This is a genomic window from Oryzomicrobium sp. (assembly GCF_021287045.1).
Classification (GTDB): domain Bacteria; phylum Pseudomonadota; class Gammaproteobacteria; order Burkholderiales; family Rhodocyclaceae; genus Oryzomicrobium.
In genome coordinates this window covers 212,652-232,231 of record NZ_JAJTBG010000003.1, presented here as the reverse complement: position 1 = coordinate 232,231, position 19,580 = coordinate 212,652, and the positions used below count along the sequence as shown (strand labels likewise).

17 protein-coding genes and 2 tRNA genes are annotated in these 19,580 nt (G+C 67.8%); 5 read left to right on the top strand and 14 right to left on the bottom strand.

The annotated features are described in order from the left end of the window. On the bottom strand, nt 1-852 hold the full coding sequence (locus tag LWW89_RS04610; RefSeq protein WP_293261797.1) for a transporter substrate-binding domain-containing protein: 852 nt from the start codon (nt 850-852) through the stop codon (nt 1-3). Beyond that, nucleotides 842-1,270 carry a cytochrome c-550 PedF gene (pedF, locus tag LWW89_RS04605; protein ID WP_293261794.1) on the bottom strand — a complete coding sequence of 143 codons (429 nt, stop codon included), beginning with the start codon at nt 1,268-1,270 and terminating at the stop codon, nt 842-844. Before pedF ends, LWW89_RS04610 begins: the two co-directional genes overlap by 11 nt. A 301-nt stretch (nt 1,271-1,571) precedes the next feature. Here pedF and LWW89_RS04600 point away from each other — a divergent pair, with 301 nt between their 5' ends. Beyond that, nucleotides 1,572-3,581: a sigma-54-dependent Fis family transcriptional regulator gene (locus LWW89_RS04600; RefSeq protein ID WP_293261791.1), complete on the top strand. Its 2,010-nt coding sequence runs from the start codon at nt 1,572-1,574 to the stop codon at nt 3,579-3,581. Nucleotides 3,582-3,731: 150 nt separating this feature from the next. Here LWW89_RS04600 and LWW89_RS04595 read toward each other — a convergent pair. After that, a tRNA-Leu gene (locus LWW89_RS04595) sits at nt 3,732-3,816 on the bottom strand. A gap of 490 nt (nt 3,817-4,306) precedes the next feature. Beyond that, a tRNA-Leu gene (locus LWW89_RS04590) sits at nt 4,307-4,391 on the bottom strand. A gap of 47 nt (nt 4,392-4,438) precedes the next feature. On the opposite strand from LWW89_RS04590, the gene rnr reads away from it, so the two are divergent. Next, nucleotides 4,439-7,468, top strand: coding sequence for a ribonuclease R (gene rnr, locus LWW89_RS04585; protein ID WP_293261788.1), 3,030 nt, complete (start codon nt 4,439-4,441; stop codon nt 7,466-7,468). Between the two features lie 95 nt (nt 7,469-7,563). Then, entirely contained in the window at nt 7,564-8,316 is a 753-nt protein-coding gene (rlmB, locus tag LWW89_RS04580; RefSeq protein ID WP_293261785.1) for a 23S rRNA (guanosine(2251)-2'-O)-methyltransferase RlmB, read from the top strand. A 98-nt stretch (nt 8,317-8,414) separates the two neighbouring features. On the opposite strand, the gene LWW89_RS04575 is transcribed toward rlmB, so the two are convergent. The 4 genes from LWW89_RS04575 to LWW89_RS04560 all read right to left on the bottom strand — a co-directional run bounded on the left by LWW89_RS04575 (nt 8,415) and on the right by LWW89_RS04560 (nt 11,910). Next, nucleotides 8,415-9,380: an EAL domain-containing protein gene (locus LWW89_RS04575; protein ID WP_293261783.1), complete on the bottom strand. Its 966-nt coding sequence runs from the start codon at nt 9,378-9,380 to the stop codon at nt 8,415-8,417. 19 nt (nt 9,381-9,399) lie between these two features. Continuing rightward, a complete protein-coding gene (locus tag LWW89_RS04570; protein ID WP_293261780.1) occupies nt 9,400-10,419 on the bottom strand; it encodes a sulfate ABC transporter substrate-binding protein in 1,020 nt (339 codons plus the stop codon). A gap of 154 nt (nt 10,420-10,573) precedes the next feature. Further along, nucleotides 10,574-10,831 carry a hypothetical protein gene (locus LWW89_RS04565; protein ID WP_293261777.1) on the bottom strand — a complete coding sequence of 86 codons (258 nt, stop codon included), beginning with the start codon at nt 10,829-10,831 and terminating at the stop codon, nt 10,574-10,576. A gap of 140 nt (nt 10,832-10,971) precedes the next feature. Then, entirely contained in the window at nt 10,972-11,910 is a 939-nt protein-coding gene (locus tag LWW89_RS04560) for a DMT family transporter (protein ID WP_293261774.1), read from the bottom strand. A 311-nt stretch (nt 11,911-12,221) separates the two neighbouring features. Between LWW89_RS04560 and upp the strand changes: the two genes are divergently transcribed. Together upp and LWW89_RS04550 are read left to right on the top strand one after the other, a co-directional pair. Further along, nucleotides 12,222-12,851 carry a uracil phosphoribosyltransferase gene (upp, locus tag LWW89_RS04555; protein WP_293261771.1) on the top strand — a complete coding sequence of 210 codons (630 nt, stop codon included), beginning with the start codon at nt 12,222-12,224 and terminating at the stop codon, nt 12,849-12,851. A gap of 165 nt (nt 12,852-13,016) precedes the next feature. Further along, nucleotides 13,017-13,649 (top strand): DUF4136 domain-containing protein, encoded by a 633-nt coding sequence (locus LWW89_RS04550; RefSeq protein ID WP_293261768.1) that lies wholly within the window; start codon nt 13,017-13,019, stop codon nt 13,647-13,649. A gap of 104 nt (nt 13,650-13,753) precedes the next feature. Here the strand turns inward: LWW89_RS04550 and LWW89_RS04545 are convergent, their stop codons facing one another. The 6 genes from LWW89_RS04545 to LWW89_RS04520 all read right to left on the bottom strand — a co-directional run bounded on the left by LWW89_RS04545 (nt 13,754) and on the right by LWW89_RS04520 (nt 19,570). After that, nucleotides 13,754-14,557, bottom strand: a complete 804-nt coding sequence (locus LWW89_RS04545; RefSeq protein WP_293261765.1) for a MetQ/NlpA family ABC transporter substrate-binding protein — start codon at nt 14,555-14,557, stop codon at nt 13,754-13,756. A gap of 72 nt (nt 14,558-14,629) precedes the next feature. Further along, complete coding sequence (locus LWW89_RS04540; RefSeq protein WP_293261762.1) at nt 14,630-15,283, bottom strand: methionine ABC transporter permease; 654 nt, start codon at nt 15,281-15,283, stop codon at nt 14,630-14,632. Next, a complete protein-coding gene (locus LWW89_RS04535) occupies nt 15,273-16,337 on the bottom strand; it encodes a methionine ABC transporter ATP-binding protein (RefSeq protein WP_293261759.1) in 1,065 nt (354 codons plus the stop codon). The genes LWW89_RS04540 and LWW89_RS04535 overlap by 11 nt, the downstream gene beginning before the upstream one ends. 180 nt (nt 16,338-16,517) lie before the next feature. Beyond that, on the bottom strand, nt 16,518-17,852 hold the full coding sequence (locus LWW89_RS04530; protein ID WP_293261756.1) for a GTP-binding protein: 1,335 nt from the start codon (nt 17,850-17,852) through the stop codon (nt 16,518-16,520). Continuing rightward, nucleotides 17,852-18,760 (bottom strand): sulfate adenylyltransferase subunit CysD, encoded by a 909-nt coding sequence (gene cysD, locus LWW89_RS04525; RefSeq protein ID WP_293261753.1) that lies wholly within the window; start codon nt 18,758-18,760, stop codon nt 17,852-17,854. The genes LWW89_RS04530 and cysD overlap by 1 nt, the downstream gene beginning before the upstream one ends. A 69-nt stretch (nt 18,761-18,829) precedes the next feature. Beyond that, the gene (locus LWW89_RS04520) at nt 18,830-19,570 is read right to left on the bottom strand and encodes a phosphoadenylyl-sulfate reductase (RefSeq protein ID WP_293261750.1); all 741 of its coding nucleotides are present in this window, start codon (nt 19,568-19,570) and stop codon (nt 18,830-18,832) included. Nucleotides 19,571-19,580: the final 10 nt, after the last annotated feature.

Genomic DNA, 19,580 nt, shown 5'->3' with positions numbered 1-19,580 from the left:
TCAGTCTCCCGTGGTCTGGTGGGTAACGCCGTGGCGGGCGAAGATCTGCTTCACCGTGCCGTCCTTTTCCAGCTGGGCCATGGCCTGGCCCAGGGTGTCGGCGAGCTGCGGGTTGTCGGCCTTCACCGCCAGCCCCAGCGCCCAGCCGTTGATGCGCATCTCGGGCATCTTCACCGGTCCCATGGCGTAGGGACTCGGGGCGCTGCCCAGGGCGGCCTCCAGTTCGGCCTTGGGCGCCATCACCGCCGCCACCTCGCCGGCGCGCAGCCCGCCGACGGCCTTGGCCACGGAACGGTAATGCACCACTTGGTCGCGGATGCGGCCGCTGAGGGAGGCGAGCAGGAAGGAGTCGGCCAGGGAGCCTACTTCGACGCCGATCTTTTCCCGGGTGAACACTTCCAGGGCCACCGCCGCCGAGCCGCTCACCGGCGGCACCCGCTGGGGATCGCGCACCACCGCCAGGGTTTCCAGGTAGTAGGGGGCGAAGATCGTCACCTGCTTGTTGGCCTGGGCCAGCCGGGTGTCCACCGGCACGTGCATCATCACGTCCGCCGGCCGGGTGCCCAGGTAATGGCCCTTCCACACCATGTTGCGCAGGTCGTCGCCCATGTCGTCGTCGGCGCTGAACCAGACGAAGTCGGGCTTGAGCCCGAGCTTTTCCGCCAGGGCCCGGCCCAGGTCCACGTCGATGCCCTGGCCCTTGGCCGAGTAGGGGGCGAAATCGTTATAGACGGCGATGCGCAGCACGCCAGGCTGTTGTACCGGGACGTCGCCGGCCCGGGCGAAGGAAGCCAGACCGGCCAGGGCGAGGCCGGCCAGCAGGCGCAGGGAGGTACGGCGCTTAGTCCACATGGACCTTCTCCAGCCAGGCGCGGATTGCCCACATCGCTTCCTGAGACAGGGTGCCCTCGAAGGGGGGCATGTACACCCGGCCATCCCGGGTGGAACCGTGGCGGATGCGGTTGAGGAAGATCTCGTCGCCCTCGTCACCTTCGGGCAGGTAGCGCAGGTCCGGGGCGATGCCGCCGGACACGGCGCCCAGGCCGTGGCAGCGGGCGCAGTTCTGGTTGAAGGCCGAATCGCCGATGCGGATGGCGGTTTCGTTCTTGCGGAAGGGGTTGGTGGCGCGCCACTCGCTGCCCAGGTTGTCCAGGCCGGTGGTGTCGACCGCATGGGGAACCACGTCGCCGTGGGCGATGGCATTGGCGGCGATCAGGGCGAGCAGCAGGACGGGGATCGATCGAAGCGTGGTGCGGAGGGTCAGTTTCACCTTGGTTTCCTTTGGTCGAAGAAATGATTTGTAGATTTGTAGTGTTGTGCCGGCGAGGGGCCGCGAGGCCCATGACAGGGAGCCAGGCAGCAAGCCCCGTGCCAGGCGGTGAAACAGGGGTTTTGTTGCACGCTTCAGCAACTTGTCCAGGCACGGAGGTTGCTAGATCGGGTTCGCACCGACACATGCGTTGCTAAACAATTGGGCAGGTGCTACGTTCTGCAACACAAGTGACACATGAACCGATACGAAATCGGTCGAGCGAGACAGCGGTAGGCAGCAGAGAACAAGGAGGAGGGATATGCGGCAAGCTTTGGTTGCCGAGGATGCGCGTACCCTGCGCATCCTCAAGGCACGACAGTTGTTCTTCCAGCGTGGCGATCTGCCTGGCGAGCTCCTCAGTACCGAGGTGCTGCGCTCATGGCAGCGCTGTCATCGGTCCGGCATCGAGACTGCCGTCCGTGGTGTAGCCGCCGATCCGGTGGCAGAGCAGGTGCTCAAACAGGAGCAGGACCGTAGCCGGTCGCTGATCTCCTATGCCCTGCCCGTGATGGAGCACGTCTACGAGCACATCCACGATTCGGGCTGCGTGGTGGTCCTGGCCGACAGCAACGGCCTGCTGTTGCACAGCCTGGGCGACCCGGATTTCGTTTCCCAGGCCCAGCGCGTCGCCCTCCAGCCCGGTTCCTCCTGGGACGAGTCGGTGCGCGGCACCAACGCCATCGGCACCGCCCTGGTCGAGGAGCGCCCCCTGGAAGTGTTCGGGGCCGAGCACTTCCTCGACCACAACGGCTTTCTCACCTGTAGCTCGGCGCCCCTGCGCGACTCCTACGGCAGCGTCATCGGCGTGCTGGATATTTCGACCGATTTTCGCCGCTATCAGCCCCACACCTTCGGTCTGGTGCGCATGTCCGCCCAGATGGTGGAGCGCCGCCTGTTCGACTTCGAGCAGTCGCGCCAGATTCTGGTGTGCTTCCATTCCCGGGACGATTACCTGGGCACCCTCGGCGAAGGCGTGCTGGCGGTGAACGGCGACGGCTTCATTTCGGCCGTCAACGTCTCGGGCCTGGAGTTGCTCGGCTTGCGCCGCCAGGAGGTGATGAACCGGGATTTCTCGGTGATCTTCGAGGGCGTGCTGGGCCGGCTGGTGGATCAGGCGCGCCGCGAGCCGGAACGGCCTATCGCCCTGCGTACCCGGGAAGGCAAGACCTTCTATGTGCGGCTGCGCGGCAACCTGCCGGCCGTCGGCGCCGGCGGCCGGGTGATCGGTGTGGCGGAGGAACCGATCCGTCCGGTGCGGCTGCCCGAAGTGCAGCCCGCCGAGCCGGCGGAGATCACCCTGGAGTCCCTGTGCACCGGCGACCCGCGCATCCAGGCCGCGGTGGATCGGGCCCGCCGGGTGATCGGCCGGGACATCCCGATCCTCATCCAGGGCGAATCCGGCGCGGGCAAGGAGATTTTCGCCAAGGCCTTCCACAACAGCAGCCCGCGGCGCGACCGCCCCTTCGTGGCGCTCAACTGCGCTGCCATTCCGGAAAACCTGATCGAGTCCGAACTGTTCGGCTACCAGGGCGGCGCCTTCACCGGCGCGCGCAAGGAAGGGGCCGTGGGCAAGATCCAGCAAGCCCACGGTGGCACCCTGTTCCTCGACGAGATCGGCGACATGCCCCTGGCCCTCCAGGCCCGGCTGCTGCGGGTCCTCCAGGAGCGTTGCGTCACCCCCCTGGGCAGCGGCAAGACCATCCCGGTGGATATCGCCCTAGTCTGCGCCACCCACCGCCGCCTGCGCGACGAGGTGGCCCGGGGCGCCTTCCGCGAGGATCTCTATTTCCGCCTCAACGGCCTGAGCGTCACCCTGCCGCCCCTGCGCGAGCGGGCCGACCTGCGCCAGCTGGTGCACAACATCATCGGCGCCGAGGCCGAGGGCCGGGCGGTGCAGGTGTCCGAAAGCACCATGCGCCTGTTCGAGGCTTACCCTTGGCCGGGCAACATCCGGCAACTGACCAGCGTGCTGCGGGTCGCCCTGGCCCTGCTCGACGACGACGAGTCGGAAATCAACGAGTGCCACCTGCTCGAAGACCTGCTCGAAGCCGCGTCCGATGCGCCGATCGTCGCGCCGATGGCGGAAATGCCGGCCTCGGCCGCGATGGTCCGGCCCCTGATGCCGGGCGGCGAGATGGTGAGTCTGGAGGAGATGGAGCGCCAGGCGATTCAGCGCACCCTGGAAGCGGTGGGGGGCAACATCTCGGCGGCGGCGCGCAAGCTGGGCATCAGCCGCAACACCTTGTACCGCCGTCTGGGCCAGCTGTAATCCCCGGCTCGGCGTCTTTTCCGCCGAACGCAAACGGCCATGCCAGAATCGGCATGGCCGTTCGCTTTTTAGGACTTGGGATGGGCGTTGGGACGGGGTTAGGCCCGGAAATGAAAAAAGCCAGCTCGGGAGCTGGCTTTTTTCTACGATTGGTGCCCAGAAGAGGACTCGAACCTCCACGCCTCGCGGCGCTAGTACCTGAAACTAGTGCGTCTACCAATTCCGCCATCTGGGCGATGTGCGAACATCGAATAGGCGCGGATTATAGGGACTTCAGGCCGGGAACGCAAACGTTATTACGCGCCCGCCCTAACCAGGACAATCGGGCCGTGGTCCAGCCTTCGTGGGGATTCGCTGTCGACTCCCCATTTCTCCCGATGAGTCCGTTTTCTTGCACTTTCCGGCCCATTTTCACGGACGAGGCGCGGATCGGCCATTTTGGCGGTTCCGGGGTGTCGGGCCGAGCCATGGCCGGCGCCGGAACGGCCCGGGCGGGGATTTAACTGAAGACATGGCCCGGGGCTGGTATCATCTGCCTGCGTTGCCATGCCGACATGCTGGTACGCACCGATTTTCCGGCCTCCGTGCTGGCCGGCACCAAGGGTGCCGCTGCCGCGGGGGCCACCGCAAACCCAAGGATGCACTGGCTAGAACGTGATGGCGCTGAGAAACTGGCGACGCAGAAATGAAAAAAGCCAGCTCGGAAGCTGGCTTTTTTCTGCGATTGGTGCCCAGAAGAGGACTCGAACCTCCACGCCTCGCGGCGCTAGTACCTGAAACTAGTGCGTCTACCAATTCCGCCATCTGGGCGATGTGCGAACATCGAAGAAGGCCGGATTATAAGGACCCCCAAAAAAGTGTCAACACCCAAACTGTCGAAAGTGCGCCGCCGCGATCCGTTCTTCGAACGGGAGGTACAAAAGTATCCGTCGCCGCTGCCGTCCCGCGAATACATCACCCTGACCCTGGAAGAGCAGGGCCGTCCCGTCAGCGTCGAGCACCTGTGCACCCTGCTCGACATCGCCCCCTTCGAACGCGATCTGTTCGAGCGGCGCCTGCGCGCCATGGAGCGGGAGGGCGAGCTGCTGCGCAACCGCAAGGGCGCCCTGATCCTGCCCGAGAAGGTGGACCTGATCCCCGGCCGGGTGATCGGCCATCCGGACGGCTACGGTTTCCTCGTCACCGACGACCAGTCCGACGACCTGTACCTGGAACCCAAGCAGATGGACCGGGTGCTCCACGGCGACCGGGCCCTGGCCCGGGTCACCGGGGTGGACCGGCGCGGCCGCCGCGAAGGCGCCATCGTCGAGGTGCTGGAACGGGCCAATTCTCTGGTGGTAGGCCGGGTGTTCGAGGAGCACGGCGTGCGCTTCGTCGTCCCCGAGAACCGGCGCATCAACCAGAAGATTCTGCTCGCCCCGGAGGAAAAGGCCGAGGGCGCCAAAAAGGGCAAGAAGCGCGGGGCCGTGCCCGAGATCCGCACCGGCCAGGTGGTGGTGGTCGAGATCATCGAGCAGCCGACCCGCTACACCCAGCCCATCGGCCGGGTGAAAGAGGTGCTGGGCAACTACGCCGACCCGGGCATGGAAATCGAGATCGCCCTGCGCAAGCACGATCTGCCCTTCGATTTCTCGCCGGAAGCCGAGGCCGAGACCAAGGCCATCCCGGACACGGTGCGCAAGGTGGACACCGCCGGCCGCGAGGACCTGACTCATCTGCCCCTGGTGACCATCGACGGCGAGACCGCCCGGGACTTCGACGACGCGGTCTTTGCCGAAAAGGTCGGCCGGGGTTACCGCCTGGTGGTGGCTATCGCCGACGTCTCCCACTACGTCAAGCCGGGCATGGCCCTGGACCACGACGCCTTCTCCCGGGGCAACTCGGTGTACTTCCCGCGCCGGGTGATCCCGATGCTGCCGGAAAAGCTCTCCAACGGCCTGTGCTCCCTCAACCCCGACGTGATCCGCCTGTCCATGGTATGCGACATGCAGATCACCAGCGCCGGGCGGATCAAGGAGTACCGTTTCTACCCGGCGGTGTTCCGCTCCCGGGCCCGCCTCACCTACACCCAGGTGTGGAACTGGATTTCCGGCGCCGCGCAGCCCGAAGCCGACGCCCACGTGGCGGTCCTGCCCCACCTGCAGACCCTCTACAAGCTCTTCCAGGTGCTTTCCAAGGCCCGGGACCAGCGGGCGGCCATCGACTTCGAGACCACCGAGACCCAGATGGTCTTCAACGACCAGGGCAAGATCGACACCATCATCCCGGTCATCCGCAACGACGCCCACAAGCTGATCGAGGAATGCATGCTGGCGGCCAACGTCTGCGCCGCCAACTTCCTCGAAGAGCACAAGCAGACCTGCCTGTACCGGGTGCACCAGGGCCCGACGCCGGAAAAGCTCGAAGCCCTGCGCGACTTCCTCAAGGAATTCGGCCTGTCCATCGGCGGCGGCGATGCCCCGGGCGCCCGGGACTACGCCGAACTGCTCGACAAGGTGAAGGACCGGCCCGACGCGCCGCTGTTGCAGACGGTGATGCTGCGCTCCCTGCGCCAGGCCATCTACAGCCCGGACAACCTGGGCCACTTCGGCCTGGCCTACGAGGCCTACACCCACTTCACCTCGCCGATCCGCCGCTATCCGGACCTGCTGGTGCACCGGGCGATCAAGGCGGTGCTGGCCGGCCAGCGCTACAAGCCCGAGGGCTACCAGGACCTGATCCTGATTCCGGAAAAGCCCTTCAAGCGCAACGGCGCCCAGCAGCGCCCCGCCGAGGCCAAGACCGCCAAGGCACTGCCGGCGGAGACGCCCAAGGACAAGGACCACGCCAACTGGGAATCCATCGGCCTGCACTGCTCGGCCACCGAGCGCCGCGCCGACGAGGCCACCCGGGACGTGGAGAACTGGCTGAAGTGCTTCTACATGAAGGAGCGCATCGGCGAGGTGTTCGACGGCACCATCTCCACGGTGGTGCCCTTCGGCATCTTCGTCGCCCTGGACGAGGTGTACGTGGAAGGCCTGGTGCACGTCTCCGAACTGGGCGAGGACTACTTCCACCACGATCCGGTCAAGCACGCCATGGTCGGTGAGCGCAGCGGCGTTTCCTACCGCCTGGGCGGCCGGGTCAAGGTCAAGCTGGTGCGGGCCGATCTGGAAAGCGGCAAGGTGGACTTCGTCCTGGTCAAGGACGGGGCCGGCGGCCGGGCGGCCCGGCGCAACGAAGCCGCTCCTGCCCGTGACGAGGAGCGGCATGCCGCACCCGTTGCCCCCCGGGGCAAGGGCAGTGGCAAGGGAGGGAAGGGGGGCAAGGCGGCTCCGGTCGTTCGTGCGGAAGCGCGTGGCCCGGTCGCCAAGGCACGTCCGGCGTCCCGGCCCGCACCGCGCCCGGTGGCGGACGAGGATCGGCCCACTACCTATTTCGGCCCGCCCCAGGGCACGGCGTCCGGCGCAGGGGACACGATCCCGGCCGTTCCGGCGCGGCGGCGCAAGGCCCCGGTAGCCGCCCTGCTGGGCGGCGTCCCGCTGCCGCGGGTGGAAGAGGTTCCGGTACCGAGCGCCGCCAAGCGGAGCAAGGATGCCGAAGAGGGGAAACCCGCCAAGGCCAAGCCGGCCAAGCCAGCAACCGCAGCCGCCAAGAAACCTGCGGCAAAGGCCAAGGCCGACGGCAAGGCCAAGAAGGCTGCCCCCGCCCGGGCCAAGCCGGCTGGCAAGGTCAGCGCGAAGGCTGCCAAGCCCGCAAAATCCGTGACCAAGGCGGCACAGCCGGTTGCCAAGGCTGCAGTCCAGGCGACCCCCAAGGCGGCTCCGAAGGCCGCCCGCAAGACGGCGCCCAAAACCGCCGGCAAGGCTGCCGCTAAGCCGGCTGTGAAGCGCACCAAGGCCGGCTGATCGGACAGGTTGCCGGGCGGCGGCGGACGTTTCGCCGCCGCCGCCCGAACCGCTACAATCGCCGCCCTGTTTCCCCATTCCGCAAGGTAGACACCATGGCCGAAAGCCGCTCCCAGACCCGTTCCATCCACGGCTTTCACGCCATCATCGCCAAGCTGCGCCACGATCCGGAGGCGGTGAAGGAAATCTACCTGGATGCCCAGCGCCAGGACGCCCGGGCCAAGGACCTGCTGCGCCATGCCGAAACCCACGGGGTGCGGGTCATCCCGGTGGACGGCAAGCGCCTCGACGGCATGGCCCCCGGCGCCCGCCACCAGGGAGTGATCGCCCTGGTGGACGCCCGCATCCGCCACGTCACCCTGGACGACGTGCTCGACACCCTGGCCGAGCCGGCCCTGCTGCTGGTGCTGGATGGCATCACCGATCCGCGCAACCTGGGGGCCTGCCTGCGGGTGGCCGACGCGGTCGGCGCCCACGCCGTGGTGGCGCCCAAGGACCGGGCGGTGGGGCTTACCGACGTGGCGATCAAGGCCGCCTCCGGTGCCGCCGAAACCGTGCCCTACGTGGTGGTCACCAACCTGGCCCGCAGCCTGCGCGAGATGAAGGAGCGGGACATCTGGGTGGTGGGCACCGCCGGCGAAGCCACCTCCAACCTCTACGAGGCCGACTGGCCCGCCGCCACCGCCTGGGTGCTGGGGGCCGAAGGGGAGGGCCTGCGCCGCCTGACCCGGGAAACCTGCGACACCCTGGTGAGCATCCCTATGCTCGGCAGCGTCGAATCCCTCAACGTCTCGGTGGCCGCTGGGGTCTGCCTGTTCGAAGCCCGGCGCCGTCGCCTGGGCGCCTGAGCCGGCGACGGACGGTCCGCAAAACGCAAAGGCCCCTTTCGGGGCCTTTTTCGTTGGAGGTTTCGTTGAGGGGAAGAGGGAGGCGGCAAGAGGCAAACTCAGGCCGCCAGCTCCTTGGGCTGGGCCGGCGCGGTGCCGGCGTTGGCCGCCTCGCCGAGTTCGGCGAGCAGGGCCTTTAGGGTGTCCAGGGCGGCGCCCAGGGAGGCCCCGCCGTCTCCGTCGCCCTGGCGTAGCTGGGCCAGGGAGGCGGGTTTTCCAAACAGGTAGCCCTGCACCTGGTCGGCGCCGGCGGCGATGGCCAGCTCCAGGTGGCGCGGGGTTTCGATGCCCTCGCATACCGCCACCGCGCCGATGTCGTGGGCGATGGCCACCATGCGGCTGAGGATGCTGGCGTGGCGCCGGTCCTGCTCGGCGGCGTAGATCAGGGTGCCGTCGAGCTTGACGATGTCCGGCGACAGCCAGGCCAGGCGGTGCACGTTGGAGTGAGCGCGGCCGAAGTCGTCCAGGGCGATGCGGTAGCCCCGTTCGCGCCAGCCGGCGATGGCCCGGGCCAGGTGGGCCTCGTAGGATTTGCCGTCACCGCCGCTGCTGTCACCGGTTTCGACGATTTCCAGCACCACCTGGGCGGGGGACAACCCCAGGTGGCGCAGGATGGTTTCGAAGACTTGCCCGTGGCCGCCCTGGACCGCCAGCAGGTGCTGGGGATGGACGTTCAGGTGCAGGTCGCCCCGAGCCCCGTTGGCCAGGAAGTTGAGGGCGTGGAGGGTGCGCACCAGGCGATCCAGGTGCACCATCTCCTCGCTGCCTCCCGGCAGGGAGAACACGTCTTCCGGCGACAGGGGCGTGCCGTCCGGCCCGAAGGCGCGCAGCAGGGCCTCGTGGGCCACGCTGGCCCCGTCCCGCACCGAAATCAGGGGCTGGTAGCGGGATTCCAGGCGCAGGTCGGTGAACAGCCCCTCGACCTGCTGAGGGGTCACGTTCAGGGCCGGCTGGCCGGTGGGGCGGGCGAAGGCGTGGTCGTTGAAGTAGCGGACCACGTCGTGCAGGGCTTCCAGGGCGGTCATGGCGTTGCCTGGGCTCCCGTTAGCGGTTGCCGCCGACCAGGCGGTCGAAGGAGCCGCCGTCGGAGAAGTGGGCCTTGGTGGCCTTTTCCCAGCCGCCGAACACGTCGTTGATGGTGAACAGCTTGACCTTGGGGAACTGGCCGGCGTACTTGGCCGCCACCTTGGCATCCACCGGGCGGTAGTAGTGCTTGCCGGCGATGTCCTGGCCTTCCGGCGAGTACAGGTATTCCAGGTAGGCCTGGGCCACCTTGCGAGTGCCGTGCTTGTCCACGTTCTTGTCCACGAGCGACACCGGCGGCTCGGCCAGGATCGAGGTTTCCGGCGCCACGATGTCGAACTTGTCCTTGCCGATCTCCTTGGTGGCCAGCAGGGCCTCGTTCTCCCAGGCGAGCAGCACGTCGCCCAGGCCGCGTTCGACGAAGCTGATGGTGGCGCCCCGGGCGCCGGTGTCGAACACGGGCACGTTCTTGAGCAGGCGGCCGACGAATTCCTGGGCCTTGTCCTCGCTACCGTACTTCTTCAGGGCGTAGCCCCAGGCCGCCAGGTAGTTCCAGCGGGCGCCGCCGGAGGTCTTGGGGTTGGGGGTGATCACCGAGACGCCCGGCTTGGCCAGGTCTTCCCAGTCCTTGATGTTCTTCGGGTTGCCCTTGCGCACCAGGAATACGATGGTCGAGGTGTAGGGGCTGGCGTTGTGGGGCAGGCGCTTCTGCCAGTCGGCCGGCAGCAGCTTGGCCTTGGCGGCGATCTCGTCGATGTCGTAGGCCAGGGCCAGGGTGACCACGTCGGCTTCCAGGCCGTCGATCACCGAGCGGCCCTGCTTGCCGGAGCCGCCGTGGGACTGGCGGATGGTCACGTTGTCGCCGCTCTTGGCCTTCCAGTACTTGGCGAAGGCGCCGTTGTAGTCCTGGTACAGCTCCCGGGTCGGGTCGTAGGAAACGTTGAGCAGGTTAATGTCGGCCGCGTGGGCCGCGCCGAAGGCGGTGGAGAAGGCCAGGGCCAGGGTGCCGAGCAGGCGGGGCAGGGGTTTGGAGTACGCCATGGTGATCCTCGTGGTGTCGGATGATCGAAAGGGGATGGGCGTACTGTATCGACGGGGCTTTCTGCTGAAAAAGAATAAAATCCTGTAATTTTATTAATTATCGTAATAAGCGATTGGGCCAAAAAAAAGGGGCTCCGGAGAGCCCCTGCCGGGATCAGACGTTGGTCAGGACGGCCGTGATCATGATGCCCACCAAGCCCACCAGGGCCACCCAGGTGGCCTTGTAGACCCGGTCGGTGATGCGGCCGATGGCCCGCACTTCACGCAGCGGGCAGCGGTAGTCGCCGGGGCAATCGTCGAAGGGAGGGGCCGCTGTGCTCGCCGGGCGTTTGCTGGTGAGATGCAGTCTCAGGCATTCGAGGCAGGAGCTGGCTTCGGGAGCGAGCGGTGGACGAGAGTGCGGCGACGTCATGGTTTTTCCCCTTTGCAAAATTGGCCTGAAAAAGGCCTGGTTGCGTTATAGGAAAGGGAAATATTCCGGTGCAATTTAAGATTATGCAAACGAAATTTGTGCGCCGCGCGAAGGGGTACACGATAGGCACCTCGGCGTCATTAATGGCGCTGCGCCGAGCGGACGGCGCGCACGCCGAGCAATACGCCGCAAAGCAGCAAGGTTATGCCAGCTTTCTCGAAAAACGTCGGACCGCGCCCGGCGTACAGGTACAGATAGGCCAGGGCCGCCAGGGTCTCGAAGACGATCAGCTGGCCGGTGAGGGCGGGCGGCAATAGCTGGCTGGCCCGGTTCCACAGCAGGGTGCCGGCCCAGGAGGCGCCCAGTCCCAGCACCGCCATGCCGGCGACGTAGGCCGCCGGGTCGGCGCCGAAGATCCACCCGGCGGGCTGGACGGCCAGCAGCACGGCGAAGCCGGCCACCGCCAGGGGCAGGGTCGCCAGCCCCTGGGCGGTGGACCAGGTGGTGGGCGACAGGCGCGGATGGCGGCGCAGCCAGTCGGCGTTGGCCAGGGGATACCAGGTCCAGCAGGCCACCGCCCCCACGGCCAGGGCAAGGCCGGCGGCAAAGCCGTCCCCCGGAGCCGCGCCCGCCTCCTGGGCGTGGACCAGGGCCAATCCGGTGGCAATGGCCAGCAGCGGCGGCACCAGGCGCCGCCAGGGCAGGTCCGGCGAGGTCAGGTTGGCGCATACAGCGATGACCACCGGCAGGGTGCCGATCAGCAGGGTGGGCAGGGGGCCGCCGGCCTGTTGCAGGGCGGCGGCCAGGCAGCCGTAGTAGATGAAGTTGCCCACCAGGGTGAGGGCGACGGCCCGCTTCCAGTCGGCCCGGGTCAGGGCCGCCAGACGGGGACGGTCGGCGCCGGCCAGGAGCAGGGCCACCAGGCCGAAGGCCAGGTAGCGGCCCAGGGCCAGGGAGGCGGGGGCCACGTCGGCGAAGATCAGCGGGGCGACGAAGACCAGCCCCCAGAGCAGGCCGGCCCCCAGGGCGCACAGCACGCCCAGGGCGAGGGGATGGCGGACGGAGGCGGGGGAGGGCATGGCGGTCGGGCGCCGGGGGCGCAAAAGCCGGCATTATCCCCGCCGCGCAGCCCGGCCGGAACGGGGCGGGGAGAGGGCGCGGCCCCGAGGGGGATTGAAACCCCGCGCCAGTACTCGTTCTCCGGGCATGCGTTGTGGAAAACCACAAGGGGCGCGGCATCCGGCGCTGGCAGGCCGGAAAGGCGCGCTGGGCGCGGGGTTCGCAAGGGCTGGCGGATCGGAGGGCGGCATCGGGCGGTACGCCGCTATTTCGGCCGCCGCCGCGCCGGGCGATAATCGCGCCGTTCAATTTCCTTGCCGCCGAGACCGCCATGCCCTTCACCGTCGTCGACCACCCCCTCGTCCAGCACAAGATCGGTTTGCTGCGGGCCGCGGACATGAGCACCAAGAAATTCCGCGAGCTGACGGCGGAATTGGCCCGGCTGCTGGCCTACGAGGCGTGCCGCGACTTTCCCGTGGAGACGGTGACGGTGGACGGCTGGTGCGGCCCGGTGGAGGTGCAGCAGCTGAAGGGCAAGAAGGTCACCGTGGTGCCAATCCTGCGCGCCGGCCTGGGCATGCTCGACGGGGTGCTCGACCTGATGCCCAGTGCCCGGGTGAGCGTGGTGGGCATCGCCCGCAACGAGACAACACTGATGCCCGAGCCCTATTTCGAAAAGCTGGTGGGCAACCTGGAAGAGCGCATGGCCCTGATCATCGACCCGATGCTGGCCACCGGCGGCTCCCTCAACGCCACCATCGACATGCTCAAGCGCAAGGGCTGTCGCCAGATCCAGGCCCTGGTGCTGGTGGCGGCGCCGGAAGGGGTGAAGGCGGTAAGCGAGGCCCACCCGGACGTGTCGATCCACGCCGCTTCCCTGGACAGCCACCTCAACGCCGACGGCTACATCATCCCCGGCCTGGGGGACGCCGGCGACAAGCTGTTCGGTACCAAGCACTGACCGTGTCGCCCGGATAGCATCCGGGCGGGGTAGCTCGGCGGCGCCGTGGAGGTCGGCGGCGATCGCGCTGGAACGGCGGGGGCGGAGCCGGCGTCTTATTCTTGGAAAGCCGGCGCATCGCCGGAAGATAGCGGAAGATTGCCCATCCATGCTCAGGAGGTCGCCATGTCCCGCCTCGTCACCCTGTTCGTCCAACCCGCCGGCCTGCGCCGGATTCTGGGGCGGCTCGCCCTGCTGGCCGCACCCCTGCTGCTGGCGGCCTGCGCCAGCGGCCCCAACGTGCGCAGCGACTACGATCCCCAGACGGATTTCGCCCGCTACCACACCTTCGCCTTCTTCTCGCCGGCGGGAACCGACCGTTCCGGCTACAGCACCCTGCTGACCGACCGGCTGCGCCGCGCCGCCCGGGCCGAACTGGAGCGTCGCGGTTACGTGTACCGGGAAGCCTCCCCCGACCTGCTGGTGAACTTCAACGCCAAGCTGGAGGAAAAGTATGACGTGGTGCCGACCCCGGCGCCCATGGGCTATTACGGCTACCGGGGCGGTTACTACGGCTCCTGGCCGGGCTACGGCTGGGGTCAGGAGGTGATCCAGTACACCCAGGGTACCCTCAACGTGGACCTGGTGGACGCCCGGCGGCGCCAGCTGGTGTGGGAAGGCGTCGGCGTCGGCACGGTGGACGACATGGCCGCTGCGGTGTCCCAATCCTCCCTGGACAAGGCGGTGGCCGCCATCTTCGCCCGCTATCCCTTCGTCGCCGGCAGCGGCGACCGGGCGGCGCCGGCCGGCGGCAAGTAGGTCAGGCCGCACGGCCGTCATTCCCCAGCCTTGCCACAAAGCAAAACGCCCGGCATCAAGCCGGGCGTCGCCGTTTCAATGGGGCAGAACCCCTGGGGATGCGCTTACCAGGTGGTCAGCACGGAACCCTTGAACTCGGTGTCGATGAACTTCTTGATCTCGGCGCTGTGATAGACCTTGATCAGCTTGTGCACCCAGGCCGCGTCCTTGTTCTTCTCCTGCACCACGATCACGTTGGCGTAGGGGCCCTTGGCCGCTTCCATGGCGATGGCGTCCTTGGTCGGGTTGAGGCCGGCCGGCAGGGCGTAGTTGGTGTTGATGGTGGCGGCGTCCAGGTCGCCCAGGGTGCGCGGCAGCTGGGCGGCGTCGAGTTCCTTGAACTTCAACTTCTTGGGGTTCTCGGCGATGTCCAGGGGCGTGGCCTTGAGGCCCACGCCCGGCTTGATCTTGATCAGGCCCTGCTTTTCCAGCAGCAGCAGGCCGCGGCCGCCGTTGGTCGGGTCGTTGGGCACGCCGATGGTGGCGCCGTTGGCCAGCTCGGCCACGCTCTTCACCTTCTTGGAGTAGAGGCCCATGGGGAAGTTGACCGTGGTGGCCACCGACACCAGCTTGTAGCCCCGGGACTTCACCTGGTCGTCCAGGTAGGGCTGGTGCTGGTAGCTGTTGGCGTCCAGGTCGCCGGCGGCCAGGGCGGCGTTGGGCTGCACGTAGTCGGAGAATTCCACCACCTGGATCTTCAGGCCTTCCTTCTCGGCTAGCTTCTTGACCTGTTCCATCACCTGGGCGTGGGGTCCGGCGGTGACGCCGATCTTGTACACCTTGTCGTCGGCGTGGGCGGCCAGGCTGGTCAGGCTGGCTAGAGCGGTAGCGCCGACCAGCAGGGCGGCGAGGGTTTTGGCGATTTTCATGGGGACTCCTGTTGGCTAAGGGTCGGAAACAAGGGAAAAGGGCGATCCGGCGTCAGCGCTGATTAGCGGTGATCAGCGATGGTTCAGGCGCCGCGACAGCCAGTCGCCACAGGACTGGACCAGCTGGACGAAGACGATCAGCACCAGCACCACCATGCCCATCACCTCGGGCATGAAGCGCTGGTAGCCGTAGCGGATGCCCAGGTCGCCCAGGCCGCCGCCGCCGACGGCGCCGGCCATGGCGGAAAAGCCGATCAGGCTGACCAGCATGATGGTCAGGCCGTTGAGGATGCCAGGCAGGGATTCGGGCACCAGCACCTTGGTGATGATCTGCATCGGCGTGGCCCCCATGGCCTGGGCGGCCTCGATCAGGCCCCCGTCCACCTCGCGCAGGGCGCCTTCCACCAGGCGGCCGACGAAGGGGATGGCGGCGATGGCCAGGGGCACCACGGCGGCGGCGGTGCCGATGGAGGTGCCGGTGATCAGGCGGGTGAAGGGGATGATCGCCACCATCAGGATGATGAAGGGGGTGGAGCGCACCGCGTTCACCACCAGGCCCAGAATCTTGTTGAAGGCCGGCCGGGCCAGGATGTGGCCCGGGGCGGTGACGGCGAGCAGCAGCCCGAGGGGGATGCCGATCAGGGTGGCGATGCCGCCGGACAGGCCGACCATCACCAGGGTTTCGATGAATGAGTCCCAGAGCAGGGAAAGCAGTTCAGGCGACATTGACCACCTCCGTGCGGATGCCTTGTTGATCGAGCCAGGTCAGGGCGCCCTGGCGGTTGGCGACGTCGCCTTCGAGCAGCACCAGCAGGGAGCCGAAGGGCTCGCCCTGGATCTCGTCGATCTGGCCGTGCAGGATGTTCACATCCAGGCCGAACTGGCGGGTCAGGGCCGACATCAGGGGCGCGTCGGCCGAGGCGCCGGTGAAGAACAGCCGCACCACCTGGCCGCCCTTTTGCAGGTGCGGCTGGGCCAGCCGTTCGAGCAGGCCCTCGGGCAGTTCGTGGCCGATCACGTCGGCGATCAGGGTCTTGGTCATGGGCTGGGTGGGGGCGGTGAACACCTCGAACACCCGGCCCGATTCGACGATGCGGCCGTGGTCGAGCACTGCCACCCGGTCGCACAGGTCCTTGATCACCTGCATCTCGTGGGTGATCACCACGATGGTCAGCTTGAGGCGCTGGTTGATGTCGCGCAGCAGGGCCAGGATCGAGCGGGTCGTTTCCGGGTCCAGGGCCGACGTGGCTTCGTCGCAGAGCAGCACCTTGGGCCGGGAGGCCAGGGCCCGGGCGATGCCGACGCGCTGCTTCTGGCCGCCGGACAACTGGCTCGGGTAGCGGTCGCGCTGGGCGGCCAGGCCCACCAGTTCGAGCAGCGGGTCCACCCGGGCGGCGATCTCGGCCCGGGGGATGCCGGCCAGCTCCAGGGGCAGGGCGACGTTGGCGAAGACGGTGCGATTGGCCAGCAGGTTGAAGTGCTGGAAGATCATGCCGATCTCGCGCCGGGCGGCACGCAGCTCGGCGTCGGACAACGCGGTCAGGTCGCGGCCGGCGACGATCACCTGGCCGGCGCTGGGGCGTTCGAGCAGGTTGATGCAGCGGATCAGGGTCGATTTGCCGGCGCCGCTCTTGCCGATGATGCCGAAGATTTCGCCTTCGGCGATGGTCAGGTCGATGTTGCTCAGGGCTTCCACCGCGGCGCTGTCGCGGCTGGGCCCGGGGTAGCGCTTGGCGATCGCGTTGAGCGCGATCATGGGCGCGGTCTGGAGGTTCTCCATGATTCCCGTTGCTGTTCTTTGAATACTTGGATTGGCTCGATGGTGTCGCCAACGGCGGTGTTTCTTCCCACTACCGGCCGGGCCGGCGGTAGGGGCCTGCGGCAGAAAAGAATGCGGCCCGGCCGCTGGTGGGCGGCCGGGCCAAGGGGGCGATTATAGCGCTTCGGATGGGCGGGCGCCTCAGACCACCATGCCGGCGCCTACGGTGTCGAAGGTGGCCTCGTCGATGATGACGAAGGCCCCGGTGGCCCGGTTCTTCGCGTAGGAATCGCAGAACACCGGCTGGGCGAGGCGGAAGCTGACCCGGGCGATGTCGTTCATGGCCAGCTTTTCGGCGCCCTGCTGTTCCAGGGTGTTCACGTCCAGCTTGTAGGCGATCTCGCCCACCGCCGCCCGGGTGCTGCGGGTGGTGTGGCGGATGGTGTACTTGCGGCTGCGGTCGAGCGGCGTCTCGGCGAACCAGCAGACCATGGCGTCGAGCTGCTTGGTCACTTCCGGCACGGCCCCGTCGCCGTTGGCGGCGCTGGCGGTGCTGCCGTTGCTGCCGGCCTTGACCAGCATGTCGCCCCGGGACAGGTCGATCTCGTCTTCGAGCAGCAGGGTCACCGACTGGTCGGCCACCGCCGAGGTCAGGGGCTGGCCGCCGATGTGGATGGCCTTCACCTTGGTCTCGATCCAGGCCGGCAGGGCCAGGATGCGGTCGCCCACCTGGACGGTGCCCGACTCGATGCGGCCGCAGAAGCCGCGGTAGTCGTGCAGCTCCGGGTCGTCGGAGGCCTGGGGGCGGCACACCCACTGGATCGGGAAGCGGAACTGCTCGGCCTTGGCCGCCGCGTCGCCGTGGGCGCCCGGGGCGGTTTCCAGGAGTTCCAGCAGGGTCGGGCCCTCGTACCAGGCCAGGGCTTCGCCCCGGTCCACCACCATGTCGCCGTTGAGGGCGGACATGGGCACGAAGGTGACGTCGTGGGTGGTGTCGGACAGGCCCAGGCCGGCGGCGAAGTCCTGGAAATCGGCGCGGATGCGCTCGAACACAGCCTGGTCGTACTCCACCAGGTCCATCTTGTTCACCGCCACCACCAGGTGGCGGATGCCGAGCAGGTGGCACACCGCGGCGTGGCGGCGGGTCTGCACCGATAGGCCCTTGCGCGCATCCACCAGCAGGATCGCCAGGTCGGCGGTGGAGGCGGCGGTGACCATGTTGCGAGTGTACTGCTCATGGCCCGGGGCGTCGGCGATGATGTACTTGCGCGTGCCGGTGGAGAAGTAGCGGTAGGCTACGTCGATGGTGATGCCCTGCTCGCGCTCGGCGGAGAGGCCGTCGGTGAGCAGGGACAGATCGACGGCGGACAGGCCGCGGCGCTGGGAGGTGCGCTCGATCTGGGCCAGGGTGTCGGTGAGGATCGTCCGGGTGTCGAACAGCAGACGCCCGATCAGGGTGCTCTTGCCGTCGTCCACGCTGCCGCAGGTGAGAAAGCGCAGCAGGCCGTGGTCTTGAATGCGTTCCAGGGCAGCCATCAGAAATACCCTTCCTTCTTGCGTTGTTCCATGGAGGCCTCGCTGGTCTGGTCGTCCAGGCGGGTGGCGCCCCGTTCCGAGACGGCGGTGCTGGCGGTCTCGGCGATGATCTCGTCGATGGTGTCGGCGGTGGATTCCACCGGCGCGGTGCAGGGGATGTCGCCCACGGTGCGGAAGCGCACGTCGATTTCCTCCACCACGTCGCCGTCCTTGGCCGGGGTCAGGTCGGTGACCGGGGCCAGCAGGCCGTTCTTGCGCACGATCTGGCGCTTGTGGGTGAAGTAGATCGAGGGCAGCTCCAGACCTTCCCGGGCGATGTACTGCCACACGTCCAGCTCGGTCCAGTTGGAGATGGGGAAGGCGCGCATGTGCTCGCCCTTGCGCACCCGGGCGTTGTAGAGGTTCCACAGCTCGGGGCGCTGGTTCTTCGGGTCCCACTGGCCGAACTCGTCGCGGAAGCTGAACACCCGCTCCTTGGCCCGGGCCTTTTCCTCGTCGCGGCGGGCGCCGCCGATCAGGCAGTCGAAACCGAATTCCTCGACGGCTTCGAGCAGGGTCACGGACTGGAAGCGGTTGCGCGATTCCAGGGGCGACTTGAGCACGATGGTGCCCCGGGCGATGGAATCCTCCAGGCTGCGCACGATCAGCCGCTCGCCCAGCTCGGCGGCACGGCGGTCGCGGAAGGCGATCACTTCCGGGTAGTTGTGGGCGGTGTCGATGTGCAGCAGGGGGAAGGGGAACTTGCCGGGGCGGAAAGCCTTTTCCGCCAGGCGCAGCAGGCAGATCGAGTCCTTGCCCCCGGAGAACAGGAGGGCCGGGTTCTCGCACTGGCCGGCCACTTCCCGCAGGATGTGGATGGCTTCGGCTTCGAGCCAGTCCAGGTGGGAGAGGGTGACGCGGGTGGTCATGGGTGCACTCATCGCAATAATGAAATCGGTTCGTGGGGAGCGGTCGGCCAGATGGCAATCAGGCCTCAATCAGGCCTGCTTGACGTGGAGCCCGCACTCCTTGCTTTCGGGGTTTTCCCACCACCAGCGGCCGGCGCGCACGTCCTCGCCCGGGGTGATGCTGCGGGTGCAGGGAGCGCAGCCGATGCTCGGGTAGAAGCGGTCGTGGAGGGCGTTGTAGGGCACCTGGAAGTGGCGCAGATAGGCCCACACCTCGGCCTCGCTCCAGTCGGAAAGCGGGTTGTACTTGGGGATGCCCCGGTCGCTGTCGAAGTCTTCCACCGGCAGCTCGGCCCGGGTGGCGGACTGGGCGGCGCGCATGCCGGTGATCCAGGCCGCCTTGCCGGTCAGGGCCTGGTTGAGCGGCGCCACCTTGCGCGCGCCGCAACAGGCCTTGCGCGCTTCCACCGAATCGTAGAAGCCGTTGATGCCGAAGCGCACGACGAAGGTCTGCACGTCCGCCGCCTCGGGAAAGATCACGCTCACCGGGGTGTCCGGGTAGCGCTTGGCGGTCTCGGCCAGCAGGTCGTAGGTTTCCGCCGGCAGGCGGCCGGTGTCCAGGGTGAAGATGCCGATGGGCAGTCTGTCCTTGGCGATCAGGTCGGTGAGCACCATGTCCTCGGCGGACAGGCTGGAGGCCAGGGCGGCGCCGGCGCCATGCTTGGCGGCGATGCCGGCGAGTACGGCGCGCACCGCTTCGGCCTTGGCCAGGGCGCTTTGCAGCGCCTGGGGATTGTCGCCCTTGAGGACGGCGGGGTTGAAGTTGGCCATGGCGTAGCGC

Excerpts from the sequence above, each read along its gene's own strand:
- LWW89_RS04610 (WP_293261797.1), bottom strand. The coding sequence starts at position 852 with ATGTGGACTAAGCGCCGTACCTCCCTGCGCCTGCTGGCCGGCCTCGCC.
- LWW89_RS04600 (WP_293261791.1), top strand. The coding sequence starts at position 1,572 with ATGCGGCAAGCTTTGGTTGCCGAGGATGCGCGTACCCTGCGCATCCTC.
- rlmB (WP_293261785.1), top strand. The coding sequence starts at position 7,564 with ATGGCCGAAAGCCGCTCCCAGACCCGTTCCATCCACGGCTTTCACGCC.
- LWW89_RS04575 (WP_293261783.1), bottom strand. The coding sequence starts at position 9,380 with ATGACCGCCCTGGAAGCCCTGCACGACGTGGTCCGCTACTTCAACGAC.
- LWW89_RS04570 (WP_293261780.1), bottom strand. The coding sequence starts at position 10,419 with ATGGCGTACTCCAAACCCCTGCCCCGCCTGCTCGGCACCCTGGCCCTG.
- LWW89_RS04565 (WP_293261777.1), bottom strand. The coding sequence starts at position 10,831 with ATGACGTCGCCGCACTCTCGTCCACCGCTCGCTCCCGAAGCCAGCTCC.
- LWW89_RS04560 (WP_293261774.1), bottom strand. The coding sequence starts at position 11,910 with ATGCCCTCCCCCGCCTCCGTCCGCCATCCCCTCGCCCTGGGCGTGCTG.
- upp (WP_293261771.1), top strand. The coding sequence starts at position 12,222 with ATGCCCTTCACCGTCGTCGACCACCCCCTCGTCCAGCACAAGATCGGT.
- LWW89_RS04550 (WP_293261768.1), top strand. The coding sequence starts at position 13,017 with ATGTCCCGCCTCGTCACCCTGTTCGTCCAACCCGCCGGCCTGCGCCGG.
- LWW89_RS04545 (WP_293261765.1), bottom strand. The coding sequence starts at position 14,557 with ATGAAAATCGCCAAAACCCTCGCCGCCCTGCTGGTCGGCGCTACCGCT.
- LWW89_RS04540 (WP_293261762.1), bottom strand. The coding sequence starts at position 15,283 with ATGTCGCCTGAACTGCTTTCCCTGCTCTGGGACTCATTCATCGAAACC.
- LWW89_RS04535 (WP_293261759.1), bottom strand. The coding sequence starts at position 16,337 with ATGGAGAACCTCCAGACCGCGCCCATGATCGCGCTCAACGCGATCGCC.
- LWW89_RS04530 (WP_293261756.1), bottom strand. The coding sequence starts at position 17,852 with ATGGCTGCCCTGGAACGCATTCAAGACCACGGCCTGCTGCGCTTTCTC.
- cysD (WP_293261753.1), bottom strand. The coding sequence starts at position 18,760 with ATGACCACCCGCGTCACCCTCTCCCACCTGGACTGGCTCGAAGCCGAA.
- LWW89_RS04520 (WP_293261750.1), bottom strand. The coding sequence starts at position 19,570 with ATGGCCAACTTCAACCCCGCCGTCCTCAAGGGCGACAATCCCCAGGCG.